General features: G+C 43.6%; 25 protein-coding genes. 8 read left to right on the top strand and 17 right to left on the bottom strand.

The genetic code is table 11. The features are described from left to right. Nucleotides 1-176 precede the first annotated feature (176 nt). Together DXC01_RS21170 and DXC01_RS00670 are read right to left on the bottom strand one after the other, a co-directional pair. The gene (locus tag DXC01_RS21170; RefSeq protein ID WP_118698165.1) at nt 177-434 is read right to left on the bottom strand and encodes an AlbA family DNA-binding domain-containing protein; all 258 of its coding nucleotides are present in this window, start codon (nt 432-434) and stop codon (nt 177-179) included. A 3-nt stretch (nt 435-437) separates the two neighbouring features. Beyond that, nucleotides 438-791: an arsenate reductase family protein gene (locus tag DXC01_RS00670; RefSeq protein ID WP_022214472.1), complete on the bottom strand. Its 354-nt coding sequence runs from the start codon at nt 789-791 to the stop codon at nt 438-440. A 221-nt stretch (nt 792-1,012) separates the two neighbouring features. On the opposite strand from DXC01_RS00670, the gene DXC01_RS00665 reads away from it, so the two are divergent. Genes DXC01_RS00665 through DXC01_RS00655 form a run of 3 tightly spaced genes read left to right on the top strand, consistent with a single transcriptional unit; the run spans nt 1,013 to nt 2,778 of the window. After that, nucleotides 1,013-1,546 carry a DUF3877 family protein gene (locus DXC01_RS00665; protein WP_118698002.1) on the top strand — a complete coding sequence of 178 codons (534 nt, stop codon included), beginning with the start codon at nt 1,013-1,015 and terminating at the stop codon, nt 1,544-1,546. Between the two features lie 14 nt (nt 1,547-1,560). Next, nucleotides 1,561-2,535 carry a choloylglycine hydrolase gene (gene bsh, locus DXC01_RS00660; protein ID WP_118253168.1) on the top strand — a complete coding sequence of 325 codons (975 nt, stop codon included), beginning with the start codon at nt 1,561-1,563 and terminating at the stop codon, nt 2,533-2,535. An 18-nt stretch (nt 2,536-2,553) separates the two neighbouring features. Continuing rightward, a complete protein-coding gene (locus tag DXC01_RS00655) occupies nt 2,554-2,778 on the top strand; it encodes a hypothetical protein (protein WP_118253164.1) in 225 nt (74 codons plus the stop codon). A 20-nt stretch (nt 2,779-2,798) separates the two neighbouring features. Here DXC01_RS00655 and DXC01_RS00650 read toward each other — a convergent pair whose 3' ends face one another. Further along, complete coding sequence (locus DXC01_RS00650; RefSeq protein WP_022214476.1) at nt 2,799-3,782, bottom strand: AraC family transcriptional regulator; 984 nt, start codon at nt 3,780-3,782, stop codon at nt 2,799-2,801. A 192-nt stretch (nt 3,783-3,974) separates the two neighbouring features. Continuing rightward, nucleotides 3,975-4,523, bottom strand: a complete 549-nt coding sequence (locus DXC01_RS00645; RefSeq protein WP_022214477.1) for a substrate-binding domain-containing protein — start codon at nt 4,521-4,523, stop codon at nt 3,975-3,977. A gap of 241 nt (nt 4,524-4,764) precedes the next feature. Here DXC01_RS00645 and DXC01_RS20470 point away from each other — a divergent pair, with 241 nt between their 5' ends. The 4 genes from DXC01_RS20470 to DXC01_RS00635 are packed head-to-tail and all read left to right on the top strand — an operon-like array spanning nt 4,765 to nt 6,639. Then, nucleotides 4,765-4,977 carry a response regulator gene (locus tag DXC01_RS20470; protein WP_022214478.1) on the top strand — a complete coding sequence of 71 codons (213 nt, stop codon included), beginning with the start codon at nt 4,765-4,767 and terminating at the stop codon, nt 4,975-4,977. Continuing rightward, nucleotides 4,925-5,545, top strand: coding sequence for a hypothetical protein (locus tag DXC01_RS20465; protein WP_243002472.1), 621 nt, complete (start codon nt 4,925-4,927; stop codon nt 5,543-5,545). Before DXC01_RS20470 ends, DXC01_RS20465 begins: the two co-directional genes overlap by 53 nt. Further along, nucleotides 5,493-6,230, top strand: coding sequence for a sensor histidine kinase (locus tag DXC01_RS20460; protein WP_243002471.1), 738 nt, complete (start codon nt 5,493-5,495; stop codon nt 6,228-6,230). Before DXC01_RS20465 ends, DXC01_RS20460 begins: the two co-directional genes overlap by 53 nt. 25 nt (nt 6,231-6,255) lie before the next feature. After that, nucleotides 6,256-6,639 carry a DUF3783 domain-containing protein gene (locus tag DXC01_RS00635; protein ID WP_022214481.1) on the top strand — a complete coding sequence of 128 codons (384 nt, stop codon included), beginning with the start codon at nt 6,256-6,258 and terminating at the stop codon, nt 6,637-6,639. A gap of 84 nt (nt 6,640-6,723) precedes the next feature. Here DXC01_RS00635 and DXC01_RS00630 read toward each other — a convergent pair whose 3' ends face one another. From DXC01_RS00630 to DXC01_RS00570, 13 genes are all read right to left on the bottom strand, one after another. Beyond that, nucleotides 6,724-8,142, bottom strand: coding sequence for an arabinose isomerase (locus DXC01_RS00630; protein WP_118698001.1), 1,419 nt, complete (start codon nt 8,140-8,142; stop codon nt 6,724-6,726). Nucleotides 8,143-8,247: 105 nt separating this feature from the next. Beyond that, nucleotides 8,248-9,651 carry a rhamnulokinase gene (rhaB, locus tag DXC01_RS00625; RefSeq protein ID WP_022214483.1) on the bottom strand — a complete coding sequence of 468 codons (1,404 nt, stop codon included), beginning with the start codon at nt 9,649-9,651 and terminating at the stop codon, nt 8,248-8,250. Nucleotides 9,652-9,812: 161 nt separating this feature from the next. Continuing rightward, nucleotides 9,813-10,508, bottom strand: coding sequence for an L-ribulose-5-phosphate 4-epimerase (locus tag DXC01_RS00620; protein ID WP_022214484.1), 696 nt, complete (start codon nt 10,506-10,508; stop codon nt 9,813-9,815). A 19-nt stretch (nt 10,509-10,527) separates the two neighbouring features. Then, nucleotides 10,528-11,373 (bottom strand): L-ribulose-5-phosphate 3-epimerase, encoded by an 846-nt coding sequence (locus DXC01_RS00615; RefSeq protein WP_022214485.1) that lies wholly within the window; start codon nt 11,371-11,373, stop codon nt 10,528-10,530. A 19-nt stretch (nt 11,374-11,392) separates the two neighbouring features. Next, a complete protein-coding gene (locus tag DXC01_RS00610; RefSeq protein WP_022214486.1) occupies nt 11,393-12,907 on the bottom strand; it encodes an FGGY-family carbohydrate kinase in 1,515 nt (504 codons plus the stop codon). A gap of 30 nt (nt 12,908-12,937) precedes the next feature. Continuing rightward, nucleotides 12,938-14,332, bottom strand: coding sequence for a DUF4340 domain-containing protein (locus tag DXC01_RS00605; protein WP_158583601.1), 1,395 nt, complete (start codon nt 14,330-14,332; stop codon nt 12,938-12,940). Further along, on the bottom strand, nt 14,332-15,768 hold the full coding sequence (locus DXC01_RS00600) for a GldG family protein (RefSeq protein WP_022214488.1): 1,437 nt from the start codon (nt 15,766-15,768) through the stop codon (nt 14,332-14,334). The genes DXC01_RS00605 and DXC01_RS00600 overlap by 1 nt, the downstream gene beginning before the upstream one ends. Before the next feature lie 11 nt (nt 15,769-15,779). Next, entirely contained in the window at nt 15,780-16,643 is an 864-nt protein-coding gene (locus DXC01_RS00595; RefSeq protein WP_118254209.1) for an ABC transporter permease, read from the bottom strand. Further along, nucleotides 16,640-17,581: an ABC transporter ATP-binding protein gene (locus DXC01_RS00590; protein ID WP_022214489.1), complete on the bottom strand. Its 942-nt coding sequence runs from the start codon at nt 17,579-17,581 to the stop codon at nt 16,640-16,642. The genes DXC01_RS00595 and DXC01_RS00590 overlap by 4 nt, the downstream gene beginning before the upstream one ends. 161 nt (nt 17,582-17,742) lie before the next feature. Further along, a complete protein-coding gene (locus DXC01_RS00585; protein ID WP_022214490.1) occupies nt 17,743-18,885 on the bottom strand; it encodes a substrate-binding domain-containing protein in 1,143 nt (380 codons plus the stop codon). A 71-nt stretch (nt 18,886-18,956) separates the two neighbouring features. Further along, on the bottom strand, nt 18,957-20,204 hold the full coding sequence (locus DXC01_RS00580) for an ABC transporter permease subunit (RefSeq protein ID WP_022214491.1): 1,248 nt from the start codon (nt 20,202-20,204) through the stop codon (nt 18,957-18,959). Beyond that, on the bottom strand, nt 20,204-21,190 hold the full coding sequence (locus DXC01_RS00575; RefSeq protein WP_022214492.1) for an ABC transporter permease: 987 nt from the start codon (nt 21,188-21,190) through the stop codon (nt 20,204-20,206). Before DXC01_RS00575 ends, DXC01_RS00580 begins: the two co-directional genes overlap by 1 nt. After that, nucleotides 21,190-22,695, bottom strand: coding sequence for a sugar ABC transporter ATP-binding protein (locus DXC01_RS00570; protein WP_022214493.1), 1,506 nt, complete (start codon nt 22,693-22,695; stop codon nt 21,190-21,192). Before DXC01_RS00570 ends, DXC01_RS00575 begins: the two co-directional genes overlap by 1 nt. A gap of 376 nt (nt 22,696-23,071) precedes the next feature. On the opposite strand from DXC01_RS00570, the gene DXC01_RS00565 reads away from it, so the two are divergent. Then, nucleotides 23,072-23,938: a helix-turn-helix transcriptional regulator gene (locus tag DXC01_RS00565; RefSeq protein WP_118254207.1), complete on the top strand. Its 867-nt coding sequence runs from the start codon at nt 23,072-23,074 to the stop codon at nt 23,936-23,938. The last annotated feature ends 4 nt before the right edge of the window (nt 23,939-23,942 follow it).

Genomic DNA, 23,942 nt, shown 5'->3' with positions numbered 1-23,942 from the left:
TCTGTGTATTTCTTGTACTGGTATGATAATAAAAATTTTCTATTATTCAATGGTCTGTTATAATACATATTCGTGCTTTACCAGACTAAATTGTAATTTATTTTACACGAATGCACGCAAAAATACAATAGATAAATGGAGAAAACTTTCGTGGAGGAAAATTTTACAGTAAAAAATCATCCGTCAGTATGTGGGCCGCTATAAAATACTTCAATCCGCGGAATATATCTGGGTGTGATCATGTTGCAATACTGAAAAATCTCCTGCTGTACAGAATCCAGCGTATTTCGTGGAAGACCTTTGAGCGGGAGTATGGGAATCCCTTCTTCGGCCTGAATCCCTATGACAAGATAACCACCATTTACATTAGGAAAGTCATTCGCAAATGCACAGATCGTGTGGATAATATCGTTGGGGTTCCAGCATTCTTTAATCCTTCACCCCCGTATCTTCTCCTCCCACTCCTTCTCGCGGAAACCGGTCAGGACGAAGTCTTCGCCAATTACGAGGGGGCGTTTGACCAGCATGCCGTCGGTAGCGAGGAGTCTGAGCTGTTCGTCTTCGGTCATCTCTGGAAGCTTATCCTTGAGGTTCATCTGCTTGTAGAGCATGCCGCTGGTGTTGAAGAACTTCTTGAGCGGCAGTCCGCTTTTTCCGTACCATTCCTTTAATTCCTCGTAAGTAGGATTCTCATCCACGATCGCGCGTTCCTCAAAAAAGATTTTATGCTCCTCCAGCCATTTGAGGGCTTTCTGACAGGTGCTGCATTTTCGGTATACCAATACTAACATAATGATGTTCCTCCTCTTTATAGAGATATTAAGTCTCTTTTGTTCTATGATACCTTACCGCCACTGTACTGTCAACGAGCAGTTTTTGTAAGGTTTTGTCGAAAAACAGCTGATGTGAAATGGTTGTTTTTTGTAACTATTTTCTTCTGCCGGTCTGGTAATCTCGGTGAGAATCTGGTACAATATGTTGCAGTGAATTAACTTGTTTAGGAGGTCCCATCATGGGTTATAATAAACTTGAAAGAAATTTAATCGACATCATCAAAGAAGAGCAGGCGAAGCTTGGATTTTTTAGGGAGGATATCCGTCTGTACTATCCGCTTTCTTCTCTGAATCACTTCTTTGATGCTGCTGACACTGCTGATGAGATGCAGGCACGTCTTGAAGTGCTTCCTGCTTCTATTACAGACAAACTCGGAGACATTGAGGTTTCCCACAAGGGCGACCGCTTCTGTTTCCATATTCCACAGCAGGGCACTGTCTATGTGCATAATAACACTGCCGGAAATGAATTTATCAAGGAGCTTGTCAATCTGGTCGGCAGACATGGCTGTACCATGGATGAAATCCTGGATCTGTTCCATACTCATTCTGATAATGTCATTACAGAAGAAATGGACAACGGGGAATTCGACCGCCTGATCCGCTTTGGAGACAAACCAGACGACACTTATTACTATTGTTTCAAAGACGAAGGATGCCACATCATCTACCACCGCTTCCTTCCAGAAGACTACGCTGATTTCGATTTCTGATAAGGAGATTTTTTATGTGTACTGCTGCCACTTACAAAACCAGAGATTTTTATTTCGGAAGGACTCTCGATTATGAGTTTTCCTACGGCGACCAGATCACGATCGCGCCGCGGAATTACCCTTTTCATTTCCGTCATGCAGGAGTGATCGATACGCACTTTGCGATCATCGGCATGGCACATGTTGCTGAGAATTACCCGCTGTATTACGATGCCATCAACGAGAAAGGGCTCGGCATGGCAGGACTGAATTTCGTCGGAAACGCCGCCTATGCAGACGTAAAGCCAGGGCTTGACAACATTGCACAGTTTGAATTCATCCCGTGGATTCTCAGCCAGTGCGCTTCCGTCGCAGAAGTCCGCACACTTCTGGCCAGAATGAACCTGGTAAACACACCGTTCAGCAAACAGTTTCCACTGGCACAGCTCCACTGGATCATCTCCGACAAGGAGGAATCCATCACCGTGGAATCCATGTCCGACGGGCTTCATATCTACGACAATCCGGTGGGTGTCCTCACCAACAATCCACCATTTCCACAGCAGATGTTCCAGTTAAACAACTACATGCATCTGTCGCCGAAACAGCCTGCCAATACTTTTGCTGACGATCTGGCACTTTCCGCCTACAGCCGCGGCATGGGGGCACTCGGACTTCCGGGCGACCTTTCTTCTGCTTCCCGCTTTGTCCGAGTCGCCTTTACCAGAATGAACGCAAGATCCGGCGATTCCGAACTGGAAAGCGTCAGCCAGTTTTTCCATATCCTTGGCTCCGTTGACCAGCAGAGAGGCTGCTGTGAAGTTGCAGACGGCAAATATGAGCTCACACTCTACACATCCTGCTGCAATGCCACCAAGGGCATCTACTACTACACCACTTACGAAAATCATCAGATCACCGCAGTTGACATGAAACGGGAAAATCTGGACAGCCGGACACTTATCTGTTATCCTGTCATTCAGGGCGAAAAGATCCATTTTCAGAATTAATTGAACAGGAGGAACCATATGAATTTCGGAGGCTTATTTCAGTTAAAAAATTCCTGGGCTGCTTTTACCAGAAATCATCCCAAATTTCCTAAATTTCTTCAGACCGCAGGTGCTGCGATCACACCAGATACCATCATCGAGATCAAAGTGACCACACCGACCGGCAAAAAGATCGAAACCAATCTCAAAGTCAGACAGTCCGACATTGAACTTGTCAAAAACCTCGCCAACAGCGCGAAATAAAAAAAGTGAAAAGATATGGTCTACAGCCGTACCTTTTCACTTTTTTTATTTGCCACGCGAAACGCCCGTGGCGTCATATTATAACGTTCTTTAAATACCCGGTGAAAATAACTTCCATTCTCGTAGCCGACCGCCGCGATCACATCACTGATTGGCAGGTCCGTCTCACACATCAGCTCTGCCGCCTTGCTCAGACGCTTGCGCTGGAGCAGTTCTTTGAAGTTAAAACCGGTGTTTTTCCTGATCATCTTACTCAGTACATGCATCGGAAGATGAAGCTGTTCGCAGAGTTCTGTCAGGGTCGCCGTCCTGTACTGCTGCTCGATATAATCCAGTGTCGTCATGGAGATCATATTTTCATACTGGTTCGGAAGCCGCATTTCCGCATACTGCACCGATTCCAGAAGATATAGAAAGATAAGCCCCATCGTCGTCTGATTGATCCGATTCTGATCGCCCTTGCCTGTCACCAGTGAGTAGATCATATTTTCCAGAAGATTCTGGATCTGCAGCACTTCTGCCACCTTGAAATGAAGGTATTCGCCGCGCTCATCATCCTGCCGGAGCACATTTACCAGAAAATCCGCCAGCACATTGTTATTCCCCGCCATCGTATAAGCCACATCAAAAAACTCCGGAAGGATCATGAAATTGATCGCGATATCTTCTTCTCCCGCCGGCAGGATCTCATGCCTTGTAAACTGGTTCAGAAAAAGCAGTTCTCCCTGGCGGAGCACCACTTCCTTGCCGCCAATGATATTGGTAAGCTGTCCCTGACAGACATAAAGCACCTCGATAAAGTTATGGCGGTGCGACGGAAAATGCACGAACCGCGTATGTGTCCTGACCGCGATCAGCTTGCCCTCGCTGAGCATCTTGGCACTGTCCACGGTAAAATCCTTACCAGAGGTGTACAGATCCTTATCTACCTCCGCGACTCCGTCCAGGATCCGCTGTTCTTCCTCTGTGATTTTTCTTAAATGGTCCAATAAAGCCTGCTGCATATGGTATCTTCCTGCTTTCTGATCGTTACTTTTGCTGTTCCCTGCTTTTTTATATTCTAACACGTAACTTATGACGATTGCAATATCTCCCGGCTCCCGTACAACGCAGACAGGGCGAAGCCTTACGGTTCCGCCCTGTCCTTTAAGGATTTATCATATTCAGAAAAACTTTAGCTTCTCCAAACGCGCTGATTAGTACAGTTTAGCGTAGTCAGCTACGTTGTCTGGTGTAAACTGAAGTGGCTCACCAAGAACGATTTCTGTTCCTTCGTCATCAGCTGTTGTGATTGTGAATTCACCCATGTCGCCAGCTGTGAATGTTTCGTCAACTGCACCAGTGATGTCACCTTTTACAAGTGCCATTGTTGCATATGCGGAAAGTTTTCCAAGACCTTCCATATCCCACAGATAGAAGTATGGGCAGGAATGTGCATCGTCATCACCTGTGTACTCAACCATTTCGGACGGAAGTCCAAGACCTGTCAGTTTGCAGGAAGATTCGTTGTCCTGAAGGTATTTAGCTGCTGCAGCGATACCAACTGTTGTAGGTGCGCAGATAACTTTCAGATCTGGGTAGTTCTGAAGAAGAGCTGCTGTCTGGTCTGTAGATTTACCAGCACCGTTTTCACCCATAAGTGCGTGAACTTCGCCAGATTTTAACTGGAACTGTACATTGTTCAGTGCCTTAACGCCCGGGAAAATCTTCGTTATGCCTTTAAGTTCAAGAACATATTCAGACACGGCTCTTTCCTCCCTTTTCTTTAAATCTGTATTTATTGTAGCATTGGTTATTTTTTTAGGAAACGGGAAAATATTTTGAATCAGGGTAAAATATTTTCCACTTATCTGCATAAAACATCTTTCATTTTTTCTCGTAATCTTGTATAAAATATGCTAAACTGTTTTGTGGATCGTTTTCATATGGAAACAATCTTATCATAATAAACAATTTTCTTTTTTTACAAATACCAAGGAGAATATTATGAAACTACTGATTGTTGATGACGAAGAACTTACCCGTACCGGTGTGATCTCTTCGATTGACTGGGCTTCCCTTGGAATCAGCGAGGTGCTTCAGGCAGACGACGGTGTGCATGGTCTGGAAACTGCACAGCTTCACAGGCCGGAGATCATATTATGCGATGTCCGCATGCCGCGCATGGACGGAATCACTATGCTGGAAAATTCTTCCTGATACCGTCCCGATCTTTATGAGCGGATACTCTGACAAGGAATATCTCAAAGCTGCGATCAAGCTGAAAGCCGTCAATTACATCGAGAAGCCTTTCCGGCTCTCTGAGATCGAGGATGCCATCCGTGAGGCAAGGGATCTCTATATCCGAAAAGTCAATTCCCGCCATGGAGAGACGCTTCATTCCATGGAAACCGCATCACGGCTTGCCCTGCAGCTTACTCTTCCATATTCACAGGATAACTCTGTGATCCGTCAGCTTTCTGATGAACTGCAGTTTACAATGAATTCTTCTACTTTTTTTACTGCTTTTATTGTAAAGACCAAATTATTTCTGGAAGCTTCCACGCCATCCATGGCTGATCTGTTTCAAAAGTTCCAGGATTTTCTGAATCCTTACCATATTACCTGCGTCTATCTCGAAAAGAAGTTTCAATATATGGTGTATTTTCTTTTTTCACAGACTCCGCCTTCCCGCCAGATCCTGACTCATGCCGGAAGTTTTCTGATGGAACACTTTGCGGAATTCGGAAGATATTCCATGGCCCGCGGAGACACTGTCGAATATTGATCAGAATGCCGCATCCGCTCTGCTGGAAAAGCTTCTCCAAAGTTTTTCCAACAACTGCAAATTTCTTCAGAATCCGGTCAAAGATCTGTACTACAAGCTTTTTCTCTGTCTGGAGGATGCACGTCATCAGCAGAAAATTCCAGGTTCCGGCAATCCGGAAACTGTTGCGGAAACAATCGACAGATGTTTTACCTTCGGTGAACTTCACCAGACTCTTGTTGATAAAACAGAAGATTTTTTTAAGAAAGTTTCTGACTGTTCTCAGGAAAACCCTACTATTTTTCTGATCAGGGAATATATCAGCAAAAATTATATGAATGAAACTCTGTCTGTCAAAGATATCAGCAGTCACGTATTCCTGTCCACATCTTATGTATGTACTTTCTTTAAGAACAAAACTGGAACAATCGTCCTGACCGGATGGATCGAAGACACCTCCATTGTGCTTCTGATCTCAGATGACGGTGTCGGCATTCCTTCTGAGAAGCTTTCTGCTATTCTCTCCGGAAACGGGAACAGTACTTCCGGCGGCACTAACATTGCCGTTTATAACACGCATCGGCGACTTCAGATCCTCTATGGTCCTGATTATGGGCTGACCTATTCCAGCACTCCCGGAAGCGGTACGGAAGTGGAAATCCGGATTCCTGCGATCCGAAAGAGTGCCACAGAACATTCTAATTAATACTTTTTAAGAAAGGGATTTTTCTATGAAAACAGATGCTATGATTTTAATGTATAATTTCAAAGAAGATGAAAGAACACGGCAGATCCTACGTTATCTTAATATCGCAGGTATTTCCTGCAAAACAGTTTCTGTAACAGATTATCTGCATCCTCTTGGATATCTGTTCGGACTTCCTGGTTTTTCTCCTTCTCCACAGTTCAACCTGGGCGGGAATTTTACAGATGAGATGCTTGTCATGCATAATTTTTCGCAGGAACAACAGACAGATTTTCTGGGATTTTTCCACAGGAACGGGCTGGCTCCGGTGGATCTGAAAGCAGTGCTTACACCGGTTACGCAGCACTGGAGTTCGTTGAAGCTTCATGGAGAGTTGTCGAAGGAGCATACGTTGATGCACAAAAAATGATTTAAAAAAAGAGAGGCTGTACATCTGCACAGTCTCTCTCTTTTTTTGAATATGAATATGTGTTTCAAATATAGATGGTTTTTGTTATCTTGTTACGATATCAACCGGAATGTTGAAGATTTTTGCAACCTTCAGGATCGTGTCGATATGTCTTCCTGTAGCAGCTGCCATATGATGTGTCGGGCCTGCTTCGCTCCAGCGGTTTACAAACTCTCTTGCACCACAGGTGAAACGTGTTCTCATGTTGGTATCACCAAAGGAAAGGATCGGTCCTTCTTCGTTTACGCCTTCAGCAACAACGAATTTGAAGTGTCCGTCAGCATCCTGTGTGATCGCAAGATAGGTAACCGGACCTGTGTATGGATAGAACTGTGTCAGATATCCGCCGCCTGTTTTGCCGTGGAATACCGGTACGATCTTCATGGTAGGTTTCTTATCAGAGATATCAGCATCTCCGCTTCCGGAATGTCCGATGATGCAGATATCATCGTTGAAGTCGATGGAGTACATCTCAGAAAGCTGGCCTGTACCGGAAATGGTCTTGAGAATGCTCATTGCCATAGCAACCTTCATGTCACCTTCAACAGCGCATGCTGTACCCTGTTTGATCAACATGGAGAAGGCCGGGATCAGCATACTGTCAAGGACACCTGCCTTGCCCTGTGCAAATCCGTCATAATGGGAAGCAACCATGCTGAGATGTTCGTCTTTTACCCATTTCTCGAATGCAACAACGTATTTTGCCATATCCCATACTTTTTCGATTGTGCCGCCGTCCTCAATATCAAAAGTATCAAGAATATCCTGTGCTTTTGCACGGATTGCTTCTTCATCTGTGATATCATCAGCGATCGCCCACATTTTTTCCCAGTCAAACTGTTTGGTGTACAGGAACATTCTGTTGTACAGGTTTGTCTCATCGATGTAAAGGTCCATCATACCCGGATAAGGTCTTCCGATCTGAGCGATATTGGTATCGCGGAATCTTCTTCTTACCTGTGCAGCCTTGCACCAGTCTTCGATCTCTGCCTGAACAGCCGGATCTCCACCCTCAACTACACCTGTAATAACAGCATGTCTCTTGCCTGCTCTTTCCAGATCGGCAACTGCTTCACCTACAGCACCGCAGGCATATCCTTCACCAAGCCATGCAGCGATATCTGTGTGATCATAATCCAGTGCTTTGAGCTTCTGAACGTTCACAAGAACAACCGGAACATCAAGATCACGGATTGCAGGGAGCATATTGTAGGATGTCGCATAAGTCAGCATCTGAAGAAATACGATATCAACGTCTGCAGCACGGAATTTATCTCCGGCTTCCATAGACTGCTCTTTTGTTGTTACCATTCCTCCATCGATGATCTCTACTGTATCAGGGATTGTTTTTTTGAATGCCTCATACTGAGCTTCAAACTCAGGTACCAGTGACGGGAACTGAGGCAGGTATGCTCCTAAAGCAATAGAAAATACGCCGACTCTTGCTTTTGTGTTTACTAACATAATAAAACCTCCAATTTATTTTATTAATGTATATACTCACCTTATTCCAGGTGCATATAGCTCAATAACAGGATGATTGGGTAAAAAGTCTCCAGCTATAATCTCTCAGGCTTTGAAAATCTTGATTCCGAAAGACTCATGAATGGTTGTACGAGCCTCTTCAACAGATTTAAATTCGCCTTCCTTGATCATCTGTGCAGTGATATTTCCGATCGCAGTTGCTTCTCCAGGACCTGCATGAACTTCTTTACCTGTTGCCTTTGCTGTAAGTTCATTCAGATATCCCGCATTGGAACCACCACCAACTACATGGATACGGCTGTAAGTTCTTCCTGTAAGTTCTTCCAGTTCTTTTGCTGCTTTTGCATAGCACTCAGCAAGACTGGTGTAAATAACAGTTGCAATCTCACCCATTGTCTCCGGAACCTGCTGTCCTGTTCTGCGGCAGTAGTCCTTTACTTCTTCTGTCATATTTTCCGGAGAAAGGAAACACTCGTCATTTGCATCTACTCTGGATGGAAAATCCTTTGCTTCTTCTGCCATAGCACAGATCTCTGCAAAACTGTACTTGTCATTTACTTCATGACGAACAGACTGGATCATCCACAGACCCATGATGTTCTTGATATAACGGAAGCGTCCCGCATATCCACCCTCGTTTGTGAAGTTCAGTTCGCAGCTCTTTGGTGAACAGTCCGGAGTTTTTCTTTCGATTCCCATCAGGGACCATGTTCCGGAACTGATATAGATAAAATCATCATCGTTTGCCGGTACTGCAAGGACTGCGGATCCTGTATCATGTGTTGCCGGTGCGACAACTTCTACGTCAAAGCCGACTTCTTTCTGAAGTTCTTCTGTCAGATGTCCTACACTTGTGCCAGGCATGATCAGTTTCTGGAAAATTCTTCTCGGATATCCCAGTTTGTCGATGATCTCATAATCCCAGTCTTTTGTCTGTGCATTTACCATCTGGCCTGTTGTAGCCTCTGTGTACTCACAGGTCTTCTGTCCTGTCAGAAGGAAGTGGAAGTAATCCGGTACATGAAGAAGAGTTTCTGCCTGCTCCAGATATTCCGGATGTTTTGTCTTAACTGCCATCAGCTGGTATATCGTATTGTAAATAGCTTTCTGGATACCTGTTCTTGCATACAGTTCTTCAACCGGAATTAACTTGTAAACTTCCTCATCCATTCCCTCTGTACGATGGTCACGGTATCCAACTGTGTTACCAAGTACCTTGTCATCTTTATCAAGAAGAACGAAGTCAACACCCCAGGTATCAACGCCCATGCTTACCGGAATCTTGCCAATCTCTTTACATTTCTTGAGACCTGCAACGATTTCTTTGAAAATACGGTCAAATTCCCAGCAGAGTTCTCCATCCTTCTTGACCATACCATTCTCAAAACGATGAATCTCCTCTAGCTCCATTCTGCCATTCTCCATGTGTCCAAGGATCAGACGTCCACTGGATGCTCCCATGTCTACTGCTGCGTAATACTTAGTCATTGTAAAAACCTCCTAAATGTTTTTCTTTTATACAGCAAATTTCTTTGTGCAAACTGCTGTATATCCCTTCTCGTTTTCTTCTTAATAATAACATAATACAACAAGGTTCTTCAAGCGTGAAGAACCTTGTTTGTTTAAAAAAGTGTCTTTATTTGCAATTGTTATTTTACAATCTGCCCGTAATAAGCGTTTGCGCCGTGTTTTCTGTAATAATGTTTATCCTGAAGTTCCTGTGGTGCCGGTTTTACCTGCGGATTGATAAGTTCACAGCGAGATGCCATTTTGGCAACTTCCTCAAGTACAACTGCATTATGTACTGCCTCATGAGCATCTTTGCCCCAGGTGAATGGTCCGTGGTTTTTGCAGAGTACTGCAGGAACTGCCTCGTAATCTTTGTCCTTAAAGTAATCAGCGATCAGCACTCCTGTATTTTTCTCATATGCCTCGTCGATTTCTTCTTTTGTGAGGTTTCGCACACAAGGTACTTCTCCATAGATGTAGTCTGCATGTGTGGTTCCATAGCATGGAATGCCTCTTCCTGCCTGTGCCCAGCTTGTTGCCCAGGAAGAATGTGTATGTACGATTCCACCGATGTTCGGAAATGCATTGTACAGTACAACATGTGTTGCGGTGTCAGAGGACGGATTGTATTCGCCTTCTACTTTGTTTCCCTGAAGGTCAACAACAACCATATCTTCTGGTTTGAGCTTATCGTAATCCACACCGCTTGGTTTAATTACAAAAAGTCCTTTCTCACGGTCGATGCCACTGACATTTCCCCAGGTGAATGTCACCAGCCCATATTTCGGCAGGTCCATATTTGCTTTGTAAACTTCTTCTTTTAATTTTTCTAACATGGTTTTTTCCTCCTGAATTTTATTTCTGAGCATCCAGTATCGGACACATCATTTTTACTGCATCATTAAGATCTTTTTTCCATTCCGGATTTCCTGTGTACCAGAATTCCGTCACAAATCTGCGTACTCCCAGATCCCAGGCCTTCTTTATTGCCGCCTCAAAATCCACATGTCCGGTTCCATACGGAATTTCTCTGAATTTTCCAGGGACAGTTTCCTTAAGATGAAGAGAAGTCAGATTTCCTCTGCCCAGTTCCATATCCTCCAGTACATCTGACTTGTAAAGAACCGCTGCATTGGTGAGATTTCCAATATCCGGATAGACTTTAAGATAATTGGAGCCACACAGTGTTACATATTTCATGGCTTTCTCAACCGTATTCATAAATTCATTTTCCATCGTCTCAAGTCCGATGAGCACGCCGGTCTTTTCTGCCAGTCTTGCAGCCTTTCTCAGATTTTCAAGAAATCTGTGTTTTGTCTCCAGTGTTGATTCCTCATAATAGACATCATATCCCGGGATCATCACAACACGGATTCCAAGATCATCTGCCAGCTGAAGTGATTTTTCCAGGATCGCCATTCCTCTTGCACAGCATGCTTCGTCACTGCTTCCGATCGCATATTTGGTAAGTGCACTGACACACATTGTCCGGATCGGAATTCCGGTCTCATACATGGTTTTTACAAGTTCCAGGCGTGATTCTCTGTCCATATCCAGCCGGGCGATTTTTTCTTCTGTTGCATCAATACTGATTTCAACATAATCATAGCCTGCTGCCTTTGCCGCCTCCAGTCGTTCTTTCCATGTCAGCGTACCCGGCATTGCCTTTTCATACAGTCCAAGCTCATATGCCTTACTCATTCTGTGGTTTCTCCTTTTCCTAGTTTCTGAAATACTTCCACGCACCATTCAGTCCGTCGATCACCGCACGGTATGCCGCATATTTTTCTTTGTAGATATCTGCATATTCCGGTCTTGGCTGTATTGTCTTGGTGATCTTCACTGTACGTCTCATTGCATCCTGATAATCTTTGTAAATTCCCGCTGCAATGCCGGCTGCCATCGCTGCACCCTGTGCACCGAGTTCCTTATCCTCGATCACATCGATCGGAAGCTGAAGCGCGTCTGCAAAAATCTGTACCCATACATCTGAATTTGCAGCGCCTCCGGAAAGTCGTACACTCTTCGGACGTTCACGGTTTCTCAGCAGTTTGTTGACATGGGTCACATGGGAGAAAACAATTCCCTCATAAACTGCACGAAGCATATGTTTCTTATTATGGTAAGCAGTCAGGCCTACAAAGGTTCCCTTTGCCAGTGGATCTTCGTTGGAGCCGTTCAGGAATGGAAGGAAGATGATATTGTTGTCCTGCGGCTCGATAGAAGCTACCCACTCATTGGTGATATCGTATACGGAGCCTCCGTTTTCTTTCGCTTCTGCTTTTTCATAACTCATAAGATTGCGGATGAACCACTCCATATTTCCGGCAGATGTCGGGCTGCTCTCCTCGATCAGATAATATCCCGGCATACAGAACAGAGAATTCAGTGCAACTGTGCCGTTTGTCACAGGTTCTTTCGAAATATACTCGTTGATACTCCAGGTTCCGGCCACCATACACATCTGTTCTTCATCAGAAAGTCCGGATGCGATTCCGCATGCGTTGATATCAAACATACCTGCAGCTACCGGGATTCCCTCCGGAAGACCGGTCTTCTCACCCGCTTCCTTTGTCACATGTCCACAGATATCGGCAGCGTTGCGAAGCGGTGGAAGCTTGTCGTAGCATTCTTCCAGACCAAAAAGCTTCATCAGTTCACGGTCATGTTCGTGTGTGATCATATTGACAAGATTTGATCCGGAACAGTCTGTGTATTCACTGTATGCCTCTCCTGTCAGCATGTAACGGATATAATCTTTTACTGCAAAGATATACTGTGTTCTCTCAATGACTTCCGGCATATTTTCTTTGAACCACGCCAGGATGCTTACCGGCTGTACTGCCAGAATATCCTGCAGGGTTTTTTCATAAACTTTTTTGTCGGTGCCATCCTCATGCCATCTTTTGACCTGTGCCCAGGCTCTTGTATCCGTAGAAATGATTCCGTTATAGGAAGGCTTTCCATCATAGCCTACCATGTACAGACCTTTTCCATGTCCTGAGAAAGAAACCCCTGCAATGTCCTTTGGATCGATATTGCTCTTCTCGATCGCATTGCGTACAGCCTGTGCATTTACCTCCCAGAGTTCATCCATATCCCTTTCTGTATAACCTGGCTTCGGAGTGATCGTCACAGTCGGTACACTGGCCACAGAAATCTGCTTTCCGTCTTCATCAAAGAGCGCTGCCTTTGAAAAAGTACCCCCATTGTCAATCCCCATTAAGTATTTCATGCCATACCTCCTCTTTTTATATATGATTTTTTATTTTAATTCTTCCAGAAGTCTGTCCAGCTTCTCTGTCATTGTCTTTACATACAGTTTATTTGTATGTGCTGCCTTTGTGCCATCCTCATAGATGACCGTGTAGAAATTCTGGTCTTCTTCATAATATGTAATTTCTTTCTTTGAACCATCCGTCAGTGTATATACAAGCTTCAAAGCCTCATCCCCGTTTTCTTCCGGTACACTCTCCAGACGTTCCTGGGCGGTCACACTGACACATGCATAGTAGAAATCTGTAAATAATTTTTCATCCACTTCCTGCTCATCCACAAGCCATTTTACTGACTCCAGACCACCCTTTGTCGTCTGTGTTTCTTTTCTGAGCACATGCGTTGCACCATCTCTTGTAACTTCAAGTTTATCAAGATCCCCAATCGAAACAAAGCTGTATGTCAGACTCCAGTAAGAAGCCGCACTGGATTTCAGAAGGTCTGTCAGATACTCTCCACGAATCGTATGAATCTCCGGAAGTTCATTCAGCCTTGCATAATAGTTGCCGTTTTCATCCTCATCGCCTACGGAGAGTTCAAACTCTTTTGCTTCTTCTCCGTCTTTGTATTTTACGGTGAGTACCATCTGCGGATCGTCCAATCCATATTTTACATAATCGGAACAATTGTATTCAAGATCCTGATACCAGATAATATTGGACACATTATCCTGGACCATGCCGACCAGATTCAGGTTTGCAAGCTGGCTTTCTCCCTCTTCATCCTCCACCGTACACTGGTCATCCCCTGTCATGATAAGGACATAAGAATCTTCTTCCTTGTCCACATCAAACTCTGTCATCGTTTCCGGTTTTACCTTCGGGAAGTCCGTATAGGCTGCAAAATCCTGCAGCTTACCTGCGAAATCCGAGTCAAAGGCAGTTTTTGTCATATAAACCTTATCTGATTTTTCTTCTGTCTGGAAGTACAGTTCATGCGTGGACGTATTCTTATCTCCGATATACAAATCCTTCTCTGTTCCGTCAGAAAGTGATATCTGAATCGTATTTGCCGGTTCTTCCAGTCCGAACTGCGCCAGATCCCCCCTTGCGTCCAGCTCTCTGGTACAGCTCACAGAAGAAATATCTGCAAGCAGCTTCTGGATCTTATTTTCATTCATCTGAAATACAGAGTCATCCGGACAGATCCAGGTGTCATTCTTTTTTTCAAAGGTCAGTATCCCGTCGTCACCGCTGAAAGAAATACTGCTCACTTCATCCGTGTCTGTCTCAAACACAACAGATGCCGCAGCCTCTTCCTGCTCTTTCTGGCTCTCTGCCTCTTTTTGTTTATCTGAGTAACGCAGAAGAAACAGATAGGCCAGTCCTGCAAGGATGACCAGGATCAGTGCAATGACCAGTTTTTTTATTTTTTTTCCATCCATCAGCGTTTTCTCCTTGATGCCCAGACTGCCAGTCCTGCAATAATAAACAGAAGTGGAAGTGTAAATACACAGATCGCTGTCCATATATTTGCTGCCCGGTCTGTCAGTGTCAGATATTTGACCTGAAGGCTCTTGGTCTGTACTGCCGCTGAAGTTTTTTCTCCATTGCAAAGGTAATTTACAGTTCCGCCGAGAAGCTGTGCATTGCTTCCGGATACAGCCTGATTATAATTGGATTCCAGCAAATATCCTGTACTGTAATAGACGATCTCCGTATCAGCCTCATCATCGTTGTTCGTATCTTCCTGGATCAGCATACCGATCGTAAACGGACCGCTCTTATCTCCCTTTTCCTTCTCAGAGGTTGTCATGTTTTCCACATCTTCTTTGCTGTAGGATGCATCAGAAGTCGTCAGAAGCGGCTGATAGGTGATGGAATCTCTGTGTGAATCCGAAGTAAGGATTCCCTGGCTCATCGGTGCCAGAACAGAACCATTGCCATATACATTTTCGGTAATTGCCGAATAACTGATATCCGGAACCAAACAATACTGATAAGACATATATTTATCAGAGTCGCCTTCCAGGATGATTCCTTTTTCTCTTTCAACTCCATAATTTGCGAGGATGGAGTCAAAATTCGGCATATCCTCTACGGTATAATTTGAGAAGATGATCGCTTTACCTCCGTCTTCCAGATAGTCAATGATCTTCTGTGCTTCTTCCTCAGAATAATCTACTGTCGGCGTATTGATAAGAATTGCATCTGCATCCTCCGGAACCTTATCTGTAGTCATCAGATTCAGCGTCAGTGGATTTACATTATCCTTGGAAATCACATCTCCAAATGCACTTCCAAGTGCTGTCTCTCCATTTCCGCTTAAGATATACAGATTCGGGATGTCTTTGGCTGTCACATAATCTACAGCACTTGTTATCATTCCCTCGCCGTCAAATCCGGTCTTTACATAACTGTAAGTATTATAGTTCATGCTCTCCACATACATGGAATCCGCATTCACTACTTTACTCACATCACCGCTGACTGCGATCACACTGTTATTTGCAACATCTTCCTGGGTATATTTGGAAGTAAATCCCGGATACAGAGCCGGATCGATCTGCTCTACTTTAATGTGGGAGGATGCAGACTCATAACGGTCCAGAAGCTTCTGGATCGTGTCGTCTTCTTTTCCGCCTTCACAGATATAATAAAGCTCCACATCCTGATCCAGGTTTTTGAGTATTCCTGTCGTAATATCGGTCAGGGTATACAGTTTTTCGTTGCTGAAATCAAACTGGGTTACTTTGACCGGAAGATGATTCACGATCAGATTCACTATGATCAGTCCTGCCAGAAGCAGTACGGTAAGCAAAATACTGTAAGAACCGTTTATCAGAATTTTGCTGTTCTGTTTGTTGTCTTTATTCTTCATGTCCCTACCTCCTAGTTCCAGCGTCTTTTTGCAATCGTCTGAACTGTCAGGAACAAAAAGAAAACAATAACAGATACATAGTACACGATCGCGGATATATCCAGAATGCCGTCAAAGAAATTTGTCAGCCTTCCATTCATATAAAATACAGACAGAACCTTGCGGAAGCTTCCTTCCAGAAGAGATGCCTTTGCAAAATAAACCACCTGGAGTGCCACCTCAAGAAGCACGCCTGCTCCGATCACAACCTTGAGATTTCCGATCATATTATAGACCAGGGCCATCACAAGAACAATCACTACAGTAAATGCACTCACAGATGCGATTGCAGTATTAGGAACCATTTTGCCGATCGTGTTCATCAGATAGCAGACCAACAGAGTTCCGAATGTCATAACCGCTGAAATCACCGGATTTTCTGTGACTGATGAGAAAAATACTCCGATTGCAATATTGGCACAGCCGAGGAGATAGAATCCAAGGATTGAAAAATATGCTGCCGGAAGGTTTACTGTTCCAAACATAGTAAGAATCAGCGGATAAATGCAGATGATCAGCATCGGAATGGTGAACAGAACTACAACTGCCAGATATTTACCGATCACAATGTCTTTTACTGTCATTGGCAATGTAAGTAATAACTGGTCTGTTTTCTGTTTTTTCTCCTCTGCCAGAACACGCATTGTCAGGATTGGAACAAATACCAGAAAAATAAACTGAACATTCTGGAGTACCAGTTCAAATCTTGGCGAAGCAAGATTCAGATTCTGATATGCAAAATATAGGCTTACGACTGCCAGCATAAATGCAACAAACACATATCCGATCATTGAGATCCGATAACTTCTTAATTCTTTTCTACATACAGCGATCATGCTCTTCCCTCCTCAGTAATTTCAAGAAAGATGTCTTCCAGCGACATTCCTGCCCTGCTGATCTCAAGAAGCGGGATTCCTGCCTCTGCAAAACGGAAGAATAACTGTTTTCTGTAATCCGCCTGATCCTGTACTTTCAGCTGGAACCTGTATGTCTCAGCTTCTTCTGCTTCTTTCATATCAGCGATACTGAGTGCCGGGAATTCACGCAGGATATTCTGGATCTTCTCCAGTTCTCCCTGTGCACTCAGACACAGGATATCCTGTCCCTTAAACAGTTTTTCCAGATTTTCTGTACTGTCACTCACTACCAGATGTCCCTTGTTGATAATAACCACATGGTCACACACTGCCCCAATCTCAGAAAGAATATGCGAGCTTATCAAAACGGTGTGATCTTCTCCCAGCTGCTTTATCAGTGTGCGGATCTCTATGATCTGCTTCGGATCCAGTCCGACGGTAGGCTCATCAAGAATAATGATATCCGGATTTCCAATCAGTGTCTGTGCAATTCCGACTCTCTGCTTATATCCTTTGGAAAGATTTTTGATCAGCCGATCCTTCATATTGGTGATCATCACTTTTTCCATGACATCTCCTATCATGGACTTTCGTTCTGATTTCGGCACGCCCTTGAGATCTGCCACTGTGAACAGATACTCCCAGACTGTCATGTCCATATACAACGGGGGAATTTCCGGAAGATATCCAATATGCTTCTTGGCCTCTTCTGCCTCTTTAAAAATATCATGTCCTTCAATAATGACTTCCCCTGATGTCGCGGCAATGTAGCCGGTCATTATATTCATTGTAGTTGATTTTCCGGCACCATTTGGTCCTAACAGCCCATAAATTTTTCCTTTTTCAAGTGAAAAACTGATGTCCTGTACGGCAAAATGATCTCCGTATTTCTTTGTAAGATTTCTAACTTCAATCAAGATATTCCCTCCTGTTGATCAAACTCTTCCCCAATTATAATACATTATCAGAAAATATGCCACTGTCGTCCCTGATATGTATGAAAGAAAAGGCGTCCGCCCGCGGGCGAACGCCTTTGTTATCGCATTTCTAATTTATTTAAACAGAACTGCAATACAGATTAAAGTTTGTCAACCCACTCTGCCATGTTGTCTTTGTAGAATACATAAGGCTGACCTGTGAGAACGCCTGTGCCACCATCGCCATTGTCTTCAGCGGTGAATGTCTCAGCTTCATATTCGCCCCAAGCTTCCATATCAACAGTTGATCCTGCGGATCCGTCAAATCCATCGTTCTGAACTGCCATCTGGATAGCTGCTGTAGAAGCTCCAAGATGAGATACATCCCACAGCATCATGTATGGGCAAACAAATGAGAACTCATCATCATCTGCTGTAGCCGGCATATAGTTCTTCATTTCTGAAGGAAGTCCAAGACCTGTCAGTTTGATATCAGATTTAGCCTGTGTAAGAACTTCACCTGCTGCTGCGATACCAACTGTTGTTGGGGAGATGATTGCATCTACATTGTTTTCAGCCAGGAATGCCTGAGCCTGTGTAGTAGATTTTGTTGCTTCGTCATCACCATATTTCTTGTTGAGTTCCGGGCTCACTTTGCCTTTGTAGATGTCTTTCTGAAGTTCCTTCTCCATAACTGCGATCCAGCCATTCTGTACAGGTGTATCGATACCAGCGGAAAGAACACCAAGTCTGATCTCGTCTCCGTCGTAATCAGCGAGAGCTGCCTCTACAGTTTTTTCCATTGTTACGTCTTCCGGATCATAAGCTACGCCAAGAACCTGAAGAACTGCTGCGCGAACCTGCATAGCTCCGATATCTTCTGTGGATGCCTGATTGTTGTGAGTTACACGATAATCAGCAGATGCAGAAGAGTCAACGGATACGATCGGAACACCCTTTTCCTGAGCTTTTGCAAATACTTCATCAAATCCTGTATCACCATTTGTAGAAATGGAGATGGATTTGCATCCCTGAGTAATTGCTTCGTCAATGAGCTGTACCTGAGCTGCTACAGTTGTCTCAGCCGGTGATTTCTCTGTGCAGTTTTCCCCAACCTGCTCCATATAAGATGAGAAACCTTCATACATGATAACACCAAATGCGTTACCTACGGATTTGAACATAAATACGTGAGAACCAGATACATCTGATGTGTTACCAGCTGCTGAAACTGCTGCCGGAGCTGCCAAGGCCATTGTTGTTGCAAGGCCCATAGCCATTGCCTTTTTGAGATTTTTCTTCATGAAACACTTCCTCCTTTTTTTATATATATAAACATCTTTGTGTTTATATTTCGTAGTTCAGACAGGTAAGATTATTTGAAACGCTCTTTTGCTTTCTTTGCGTTTTCCTGCTGTTCTGCCCACCACTGAGCAGATTTCTCTTTACATTCTTTCTGAGCTGCTTCGATCTTCTTATTGAGTTTCTCGATCTGAGCTGCCTTGTCAGATGCATTGCCTTTTTCAAGTTCTTTGATCTGTTTCTTCATATCTTTAACAGCAGCTGCTGTTCTGTCATTGATTGCTTCAATGTTCTTATTGTTATGATAGAACAGTCTCAGTTTGATATCTTTGATCATCTGTTTGTTGATCGTGGAGATCAGGATCGTTACGATAAGGATAACACCGATAACGATTTTCTTTGTGTTCGGGTCGATACCCATAAGTCCCAGTGCATATGTAAGGAAAGCCATGATAAAGGTTGCAATGATAGGTCCCCACATTTTACCTTTACCACCATTGGTAGAAACACCACCTAATACCGCACAGGCGATCGCAGTCATTTCATATCCTGTACCCATGGAAGAGGAAAGACCTCCACCCATACGTCCGATAAAGAAGATAGAACCGATACCTGCCATGAATCCCATGAGGATAAATACCTGCATTTTGACTTTCTTAACACTGATACCTGAATAATTTGCACATGTCGGGTTGTTACCAACAATGTAAACTTTACGTCCAAATGGTGACTTGTGAAGAACAAAGATGAAGATAGCACCCATGATAAGGAAAAGCACCATACTCAGCGGAATGATTCCACCAATGTTCATCCATCCGATCTTGTTGTACCACTTCGGGAAATTCTTCAGAGAATTCTCACCCAGAACGATTTCCACAATACCTCTGAATAACATGGATGTAGAAATTGTAGTGATAACCGCCGGCATTTCAAGGAAAGCAACACAGAATCCATTGAATGCTCCACAGAGCATACAAACAATGATTCCGACGATAACACAGATGAGTGACGGAAGTCCTTTATCCATCAGAAGTCCTGTTACCATTCCACCCAGGATCATCTGTGCTGCTACTGATACGTCAATGTCACCCAGCAGAAGGATGAATACCATACCAAGTACAAGCGGAGAAACATCCAGACCTGCATTGATCATTGACTGAACTGTACCGTGGGTAAAATAAAGATCCGGTTTTATAACCGCCAACAGTACATTAATTAAAACCATGATATATACAAGAATCATTTCCCATTTGACAAGGAATTTCTTTAATACAAATCCTTCCTTGACACTGAGGTCTCTGTCGTAATTACTTCCTGGCATTAGATCAACGCACTCCTTTCTTTGAGAGCCTGTCTCTTAGCAGACTGCTCGGTAAAGTAGTTAATTGCAACGGCAACAATGATAATTCCGCCCTGGAGTGATTTCTGCCATACACTCATACCAGGAATCATACTAATGAAATATGTGATCACAGACATGATAAGTGCACCGATTGCCACACCATCCATACGTCCTTTACCACCGGTGATAGATACTCCACCGAGAACGCAGATTGCGATCGCAGTCATTTCAAAACCGTCTGCCATTCCATAATAACCAATTGCATAGTTTGCAGTATAAAGCATACCTGCCAGACCTGTCACTGCACCACAGATCACGAAAGAATAAAATGTTACCTTTGGTTCTTTGATACCTGCAACTGCTGCAGATTCACGAGATGTACCGATTGCATAGATTCTTCTTCCTGCGGAAGTATATCCAAGGAACAGTCCTGCTACAACCAGCAGAATGATCGTGATCCAGAGGATGATCGGCAGTCCTAAGAACTGTCCGATTGCAAACGTACGATATCCGTTCAGTTCTTCGTACTGTGCAGCGAACCACCACTGTCCGCCGGAAACTACAAACGCAAGACCACGGAAGATGTACATCGTACCCAGGGTACAGATCATCGGAACCATGTGAAGGTATCCAACCAGGAAACCATTCAGTGCACCACAGAGTGCGCCGAGAACAATTGCAAATAATACCCATACGATTCCAGGGATTCCCGGATGGCTGCATGCAAGAGTGGTACAGGAAATACCAACAAATGCAAGCTGGGAAGCGATGGAAATATCAATACCGCCTGTAAGAATAACCATCATCTCAGCAATCGCAAGGAGTGCATAGATTGTATTGTTCTGAAGCATACTTACCAGAGATGTGGAAGTAAACATACCCGGTGTAAGGAAACGGGCGATCACCAGCAAAATGATCAGAACTGCGATCAATCCGGTATTTCTGGATTTTAATAAATTTTTCATTATTTATGCCCCTCTCTTTCTTTCAGAGATGCTTCAAGCAGCATTTCCTGGGTTACAGTTTCCATATCGCCAAACTCACCTGTCACACGACCGCTCTTCATTACAACGACTCTGTCTGCAACACCAAGAACCTCCGGCATTTCAGAAGAAACCATAATGATTCCGTATCCTTTGCATGCCAGACTGTTCATAATCTCATAAATAGAATATTTTGCACCAACGTCGATACCCTTTGTAGGCTCGTCCATGATCAGAACCTTCTGATCGGAACTCAGCATCTTGGCAACAACGACTTTCTGCTGATTACCACCTGACAGAGATGACGGCGGTGCTGTAATATCGTTTGCTTTCAATTGGATCTTCTTGCACAGGGCAATCGCATTTTCCATTTCTTTATCTACATCCATCTGTCCGCCCTTTACAAACTGCTTCATGGAAGCGGAAGATACGTTCTGATAAATAGGAAGTTCATTTACAAGACCCTGGGTCTGTCTGTTCTCCGGAAGAAGTCCGATTCCAAGATTAAGAGCATCGATCGGACTCTTGATATCTACTTTCTTTCCTTCCAGACGGATCTCACCGCTGTCCGGATGCATGATACCATAAATTGTCTGACATACCTCAGTACGTCCTGCTCCTACCAGACCTGTCAGTGCAAGGATCTCACCTTTACGTACATTGAAGGAAATATTCTTGAAATATCCTTCTTTGCTGATATTATCAACCTCAAGTACCACATCACCGATCTTGGCTGTTTTCTCAGGATACATGGAATTCAGTTCACGACCAACCATTGCCTTTACAAGATCTGCATTTGTGATCTTGTCAACATCCCAGGAACCAACATATGTAGAATCACGGAATACGGTAACACGGGTAGCCAGCTCATACATATCTTCAAATCTGTGAGTAATGAAGATAATGGAAACTCCCTTGTCTCTCAGATCTTTCGCAATGCGATATAACTGAAGACATTCATTTCTTGTAAGCGAAGCTGTCGGCTCATCCATGATCAGGATTCTTGCATCACAGGAAAGTGCTTTTGCGATCTCAACCAGCTGCTGCTCTGCAACAGATAAGTTGCCCATCGGTTTGTTTACATCGATCTCTGCACTTAAAGGCTGAATCAGTTCTTTCGCACGCTGTCTCATTGTCTTCCAGTCATAGAAGCCAAATTTATTCTTAATTTCCCGTCCCATAAAAATATTCTCTGTAACAGTCAGATCAGGGAACGCCGTTACATGCTGATAAATAGCAGCAATTCCAAGTTTCGCTGAGTCTGTAGTGTTTCTTAATGTTACCTGCTCACCATCCAGCAGCATGATTCCGCTGTCCGGCTGATGTACACCGGTAATGACCTTAATAAAAGTTGATTTACCAGCTCCGTTTTCTCCCATCAGAGCATGAATCTCGCCTCTTTTTAACTGAAAGTGAACTCCATTCAGAGCTTTAACTCCACCAAATGTTTTTACTACATCTTTCAGTTCCAAGATATACTCACTCATTTTGTGTCTTACTCCTCCCTTTCCTTCGTTGTGATTGAACTGCGTTGCGTTCTTTATGTATCTGATTTTATACAAATCATAGAGTTTTTCAATATATAAAATTGCTTTACGGGTATCAAAAATTGCGTTTTTGGCACTTTTTTATATTTTACAACAAAAAAGCATCTTATCTTTTAACAATCTTCACATCAGTTTCATCTACCTGTCAGTTTTTGTTTATCTATATTGCCAATGACAGTTTTTACATAAATTTTCTCCTTTATTTTGGTTCTTTGTACACTTTTTTTTCTTCTATATTATTGGTATAATAAAAAGCATTACCAGTTACGGTTCCCTTGTGCGCAGTAACTGACTATCATTTCTTGCGGAGGTTTTTATGCGACTGCCAAAACATCTTATGCCCACCGACTATTTTTCGGTCATACCCAAAACAGATGTCCAGATCACAGCCCTTCCCTTCTATATAAAGGAAGTCGGATACTGCAATGACCGTAAATTTATCCGTGGTGCCTGCAACAACTATTCAGACTACTTATTCGTCTACTCCCTGTGTACCATGAAGTTCAAAAAAAACGATGAGAAACATCCTGTTCATTCCCATGATATCATTGTATCTGCCTGCAATACACCGTTGACATTCTCTCTTCCTATTTCTTATGGAAAGACACGACGTGAATACCTGTATTTTATCATCGGTGGATCCCACGCACAGCAGTTTTACAATTATATCAGACGGCATGACTGTACGTTTCATTTCAACAAGCTTCATCACATGCTGGATCTCTTTCTTGAGATCCTTGAGATCGACTATAAATCAGACCCTATGTCAGCACAGATGCATGCCAGTTCTGTAGTGCATCAGATCTACCTGGAACTGTACATTCTCTCCCAGAATATTCTGAACGCCAAAAAGCAGACTCCTGTTCAGGACAGTGCCGTAAACACAGCACTTAAGTATATCCAGACGCATTATCAGAGTGATCTGAGTATCGATGCAGTCTGCAACAGCGTCAGCTTCTCAAAATATTACTTCTGCAAGCTGTTTAAGGAACATATGGGAATCTCAATCCACCAGTATGTCACGGAATTCCGTATTAATAAGTCCAAGGAACTTCTGAGTTATTCCAAGCTCTCAATCTCTGCAATCGCAGCTTCTGTCGGCTTCAAAAGCCCACTTACCTATACGCGAAACTTCGAGAAGCTGGAGCATATGACACCTTCGGAATACAGGGAATTATACTAAGTCT

This window comes from Blautia sp. OM07-19 (genome assembly GCF_003481595.1).
In the GTDB taxonomy this organism is placed as follows: domain Bacteria; phylum Bacillota; class Clostridia; order Lachnospirales; family Lachnospiraceae; genus Blautia_A; species Blautia_A intestinihominis.
This window is presented reverse-complemented; position numbering and strand designations above follow the sequence as displayed.

Coding starts and splice junctions, on each gene's coding strand:
- DXC01_RS00670 (WP_022214472.1), bottom strand. CDS start 791: ATGTTAGTATTGGTATACCGAAAATGCAGCACCTGTCAGAAAGCCCTC.
- DXC01_RS00665 (WP_118698002.1), top strand. CDS start 1,013: ATGGGTTATAATAAACTTGAAAGAAATTTAATCGACATCATCAAAGAA.
- bsh (WP_118253168.1), top strand. CDS start 1,561: ATGTGTACTGCTGCCACTTACAAAACCAGAGATTTTTATTTCGGAAGG.
- DXC01_RS00655 (WP_118253164.1), top strand. CDS start 2,554: ATGAATTTCGGAGGCTTATTTCAGTTAAAAAATTCCTGGGCTGCTTTT.
- DXC01_RS00650 (WP_022214476.1), bottom strand. CDS start 3,782: ATGCAGCAGGCTTTATTGGACCATTTAAGAAAAATCACAGAGGAAGAA.
- DXC01_RS20470 (WP_022214478.1), top strand. CDS start 4,765: ATGAAACTACTGATTGTTGATGACGAAGAACTTACCCGTACCGGTGTG.
- DXC01_RS20465 (WP_243002472.1), top strand. CDS start 4,925: ATGTCCGCATGCCGCGCATGGACGGAATCACTATGCTGGAAAATTCTT.
- DXC01_RS00635 (WP_022214481.1), top strand. CDS start 6,256: ATGAAAACAGATGCTATGATTTTAATGTATAATTTCAAAGAAGATGAA.
- DXC01_RS00630 (WP_118698001.1), bottom strand. CDS start 8,142: ATGTTAGTAAACACAAAAGCAAGAGTCGGCGTATTTTCTATTGCTTTA.
- rhaB (WP_022214483.1), bottom strand. CDS start 9,651: ATGACTAAGTATTACGCAGCAGTAGACATGGGAGCATCCAGTGGACGT.
- DXC01_RS00620 (WP_022214484.1), bottom strand. CDS start 10,508: ATGTTAGAAAAATTAAAAGAAGAAGTTTACAAAGCAAATATGGACCTG.
- DXC01_RS00615 (WP_022214485.1), bottom strand. CDS start 11,373: ATGAGTAAGGCATATGAGCTTGGACTGTATGAAAAGGCAATGCCGGGT.
- DXC01_RS00610 (WP_022214486.1), bottom strand. CDS start 12,907: ATGAAATACTTAATGGGGATTGACAATGGGGGTACTTTTTCAAAGGCA.
- DXC01_RS00605 (WP_158583601.1), bottom strand. CDS start 14,332: ATGGATGGAAAAAAAATAAAAAAACTGGTCATTGCACTGATCCTGGTC.
- DXC01_RS00600 (WP_022214488.1), bottom strand. CDS start 15,768: ATGAAGAATAAAGACAACAAACAGAACAGCAAAATTCTGATAAACGGT.
- DXC01_RS00595 (WP_118254209.1), bottom strand. CDS start 16,643: ATGATCGCTGTATGTAGAAAAGAATTAAGAAGTTATCGGATCTCAATG.
- DXC01_RS00585 (WP_022214490.1), bottom strand. CDS start 18,885: ATGAAGAAAAATCTCAAAAAGGCAATGGCTATGGGCCTTGCAACAACA.
- DXC01_RS00580 (WP_022214491.1), bottom strand. CDS start 20,204: ATGCCAGGAAGTAATTACGACAGAGACCTCAGTGTCAAGGAAGGATTT.
- DXC01_RS00575 (WP_022214492.1), bottom strand. CDS start 21,190: ATGAAAAATTTATTAAAATCCAGAAATACCGGATTGATCGCAGTTCTG.
- DXC01_RS00570 (WP_022214493.1), bottom strand. CDS start 22,695: ATGAGTGAGTATATCTTGGAACTGAAAGATGTAGTAAAAACATTTGGT.
- DXC01_RS00565 (WP_118254207.1), top strand. CDS start 23,072: ATGCGACTGCCAAAACATCTTATGCCCACCGACTATTTTTCGGTCATA.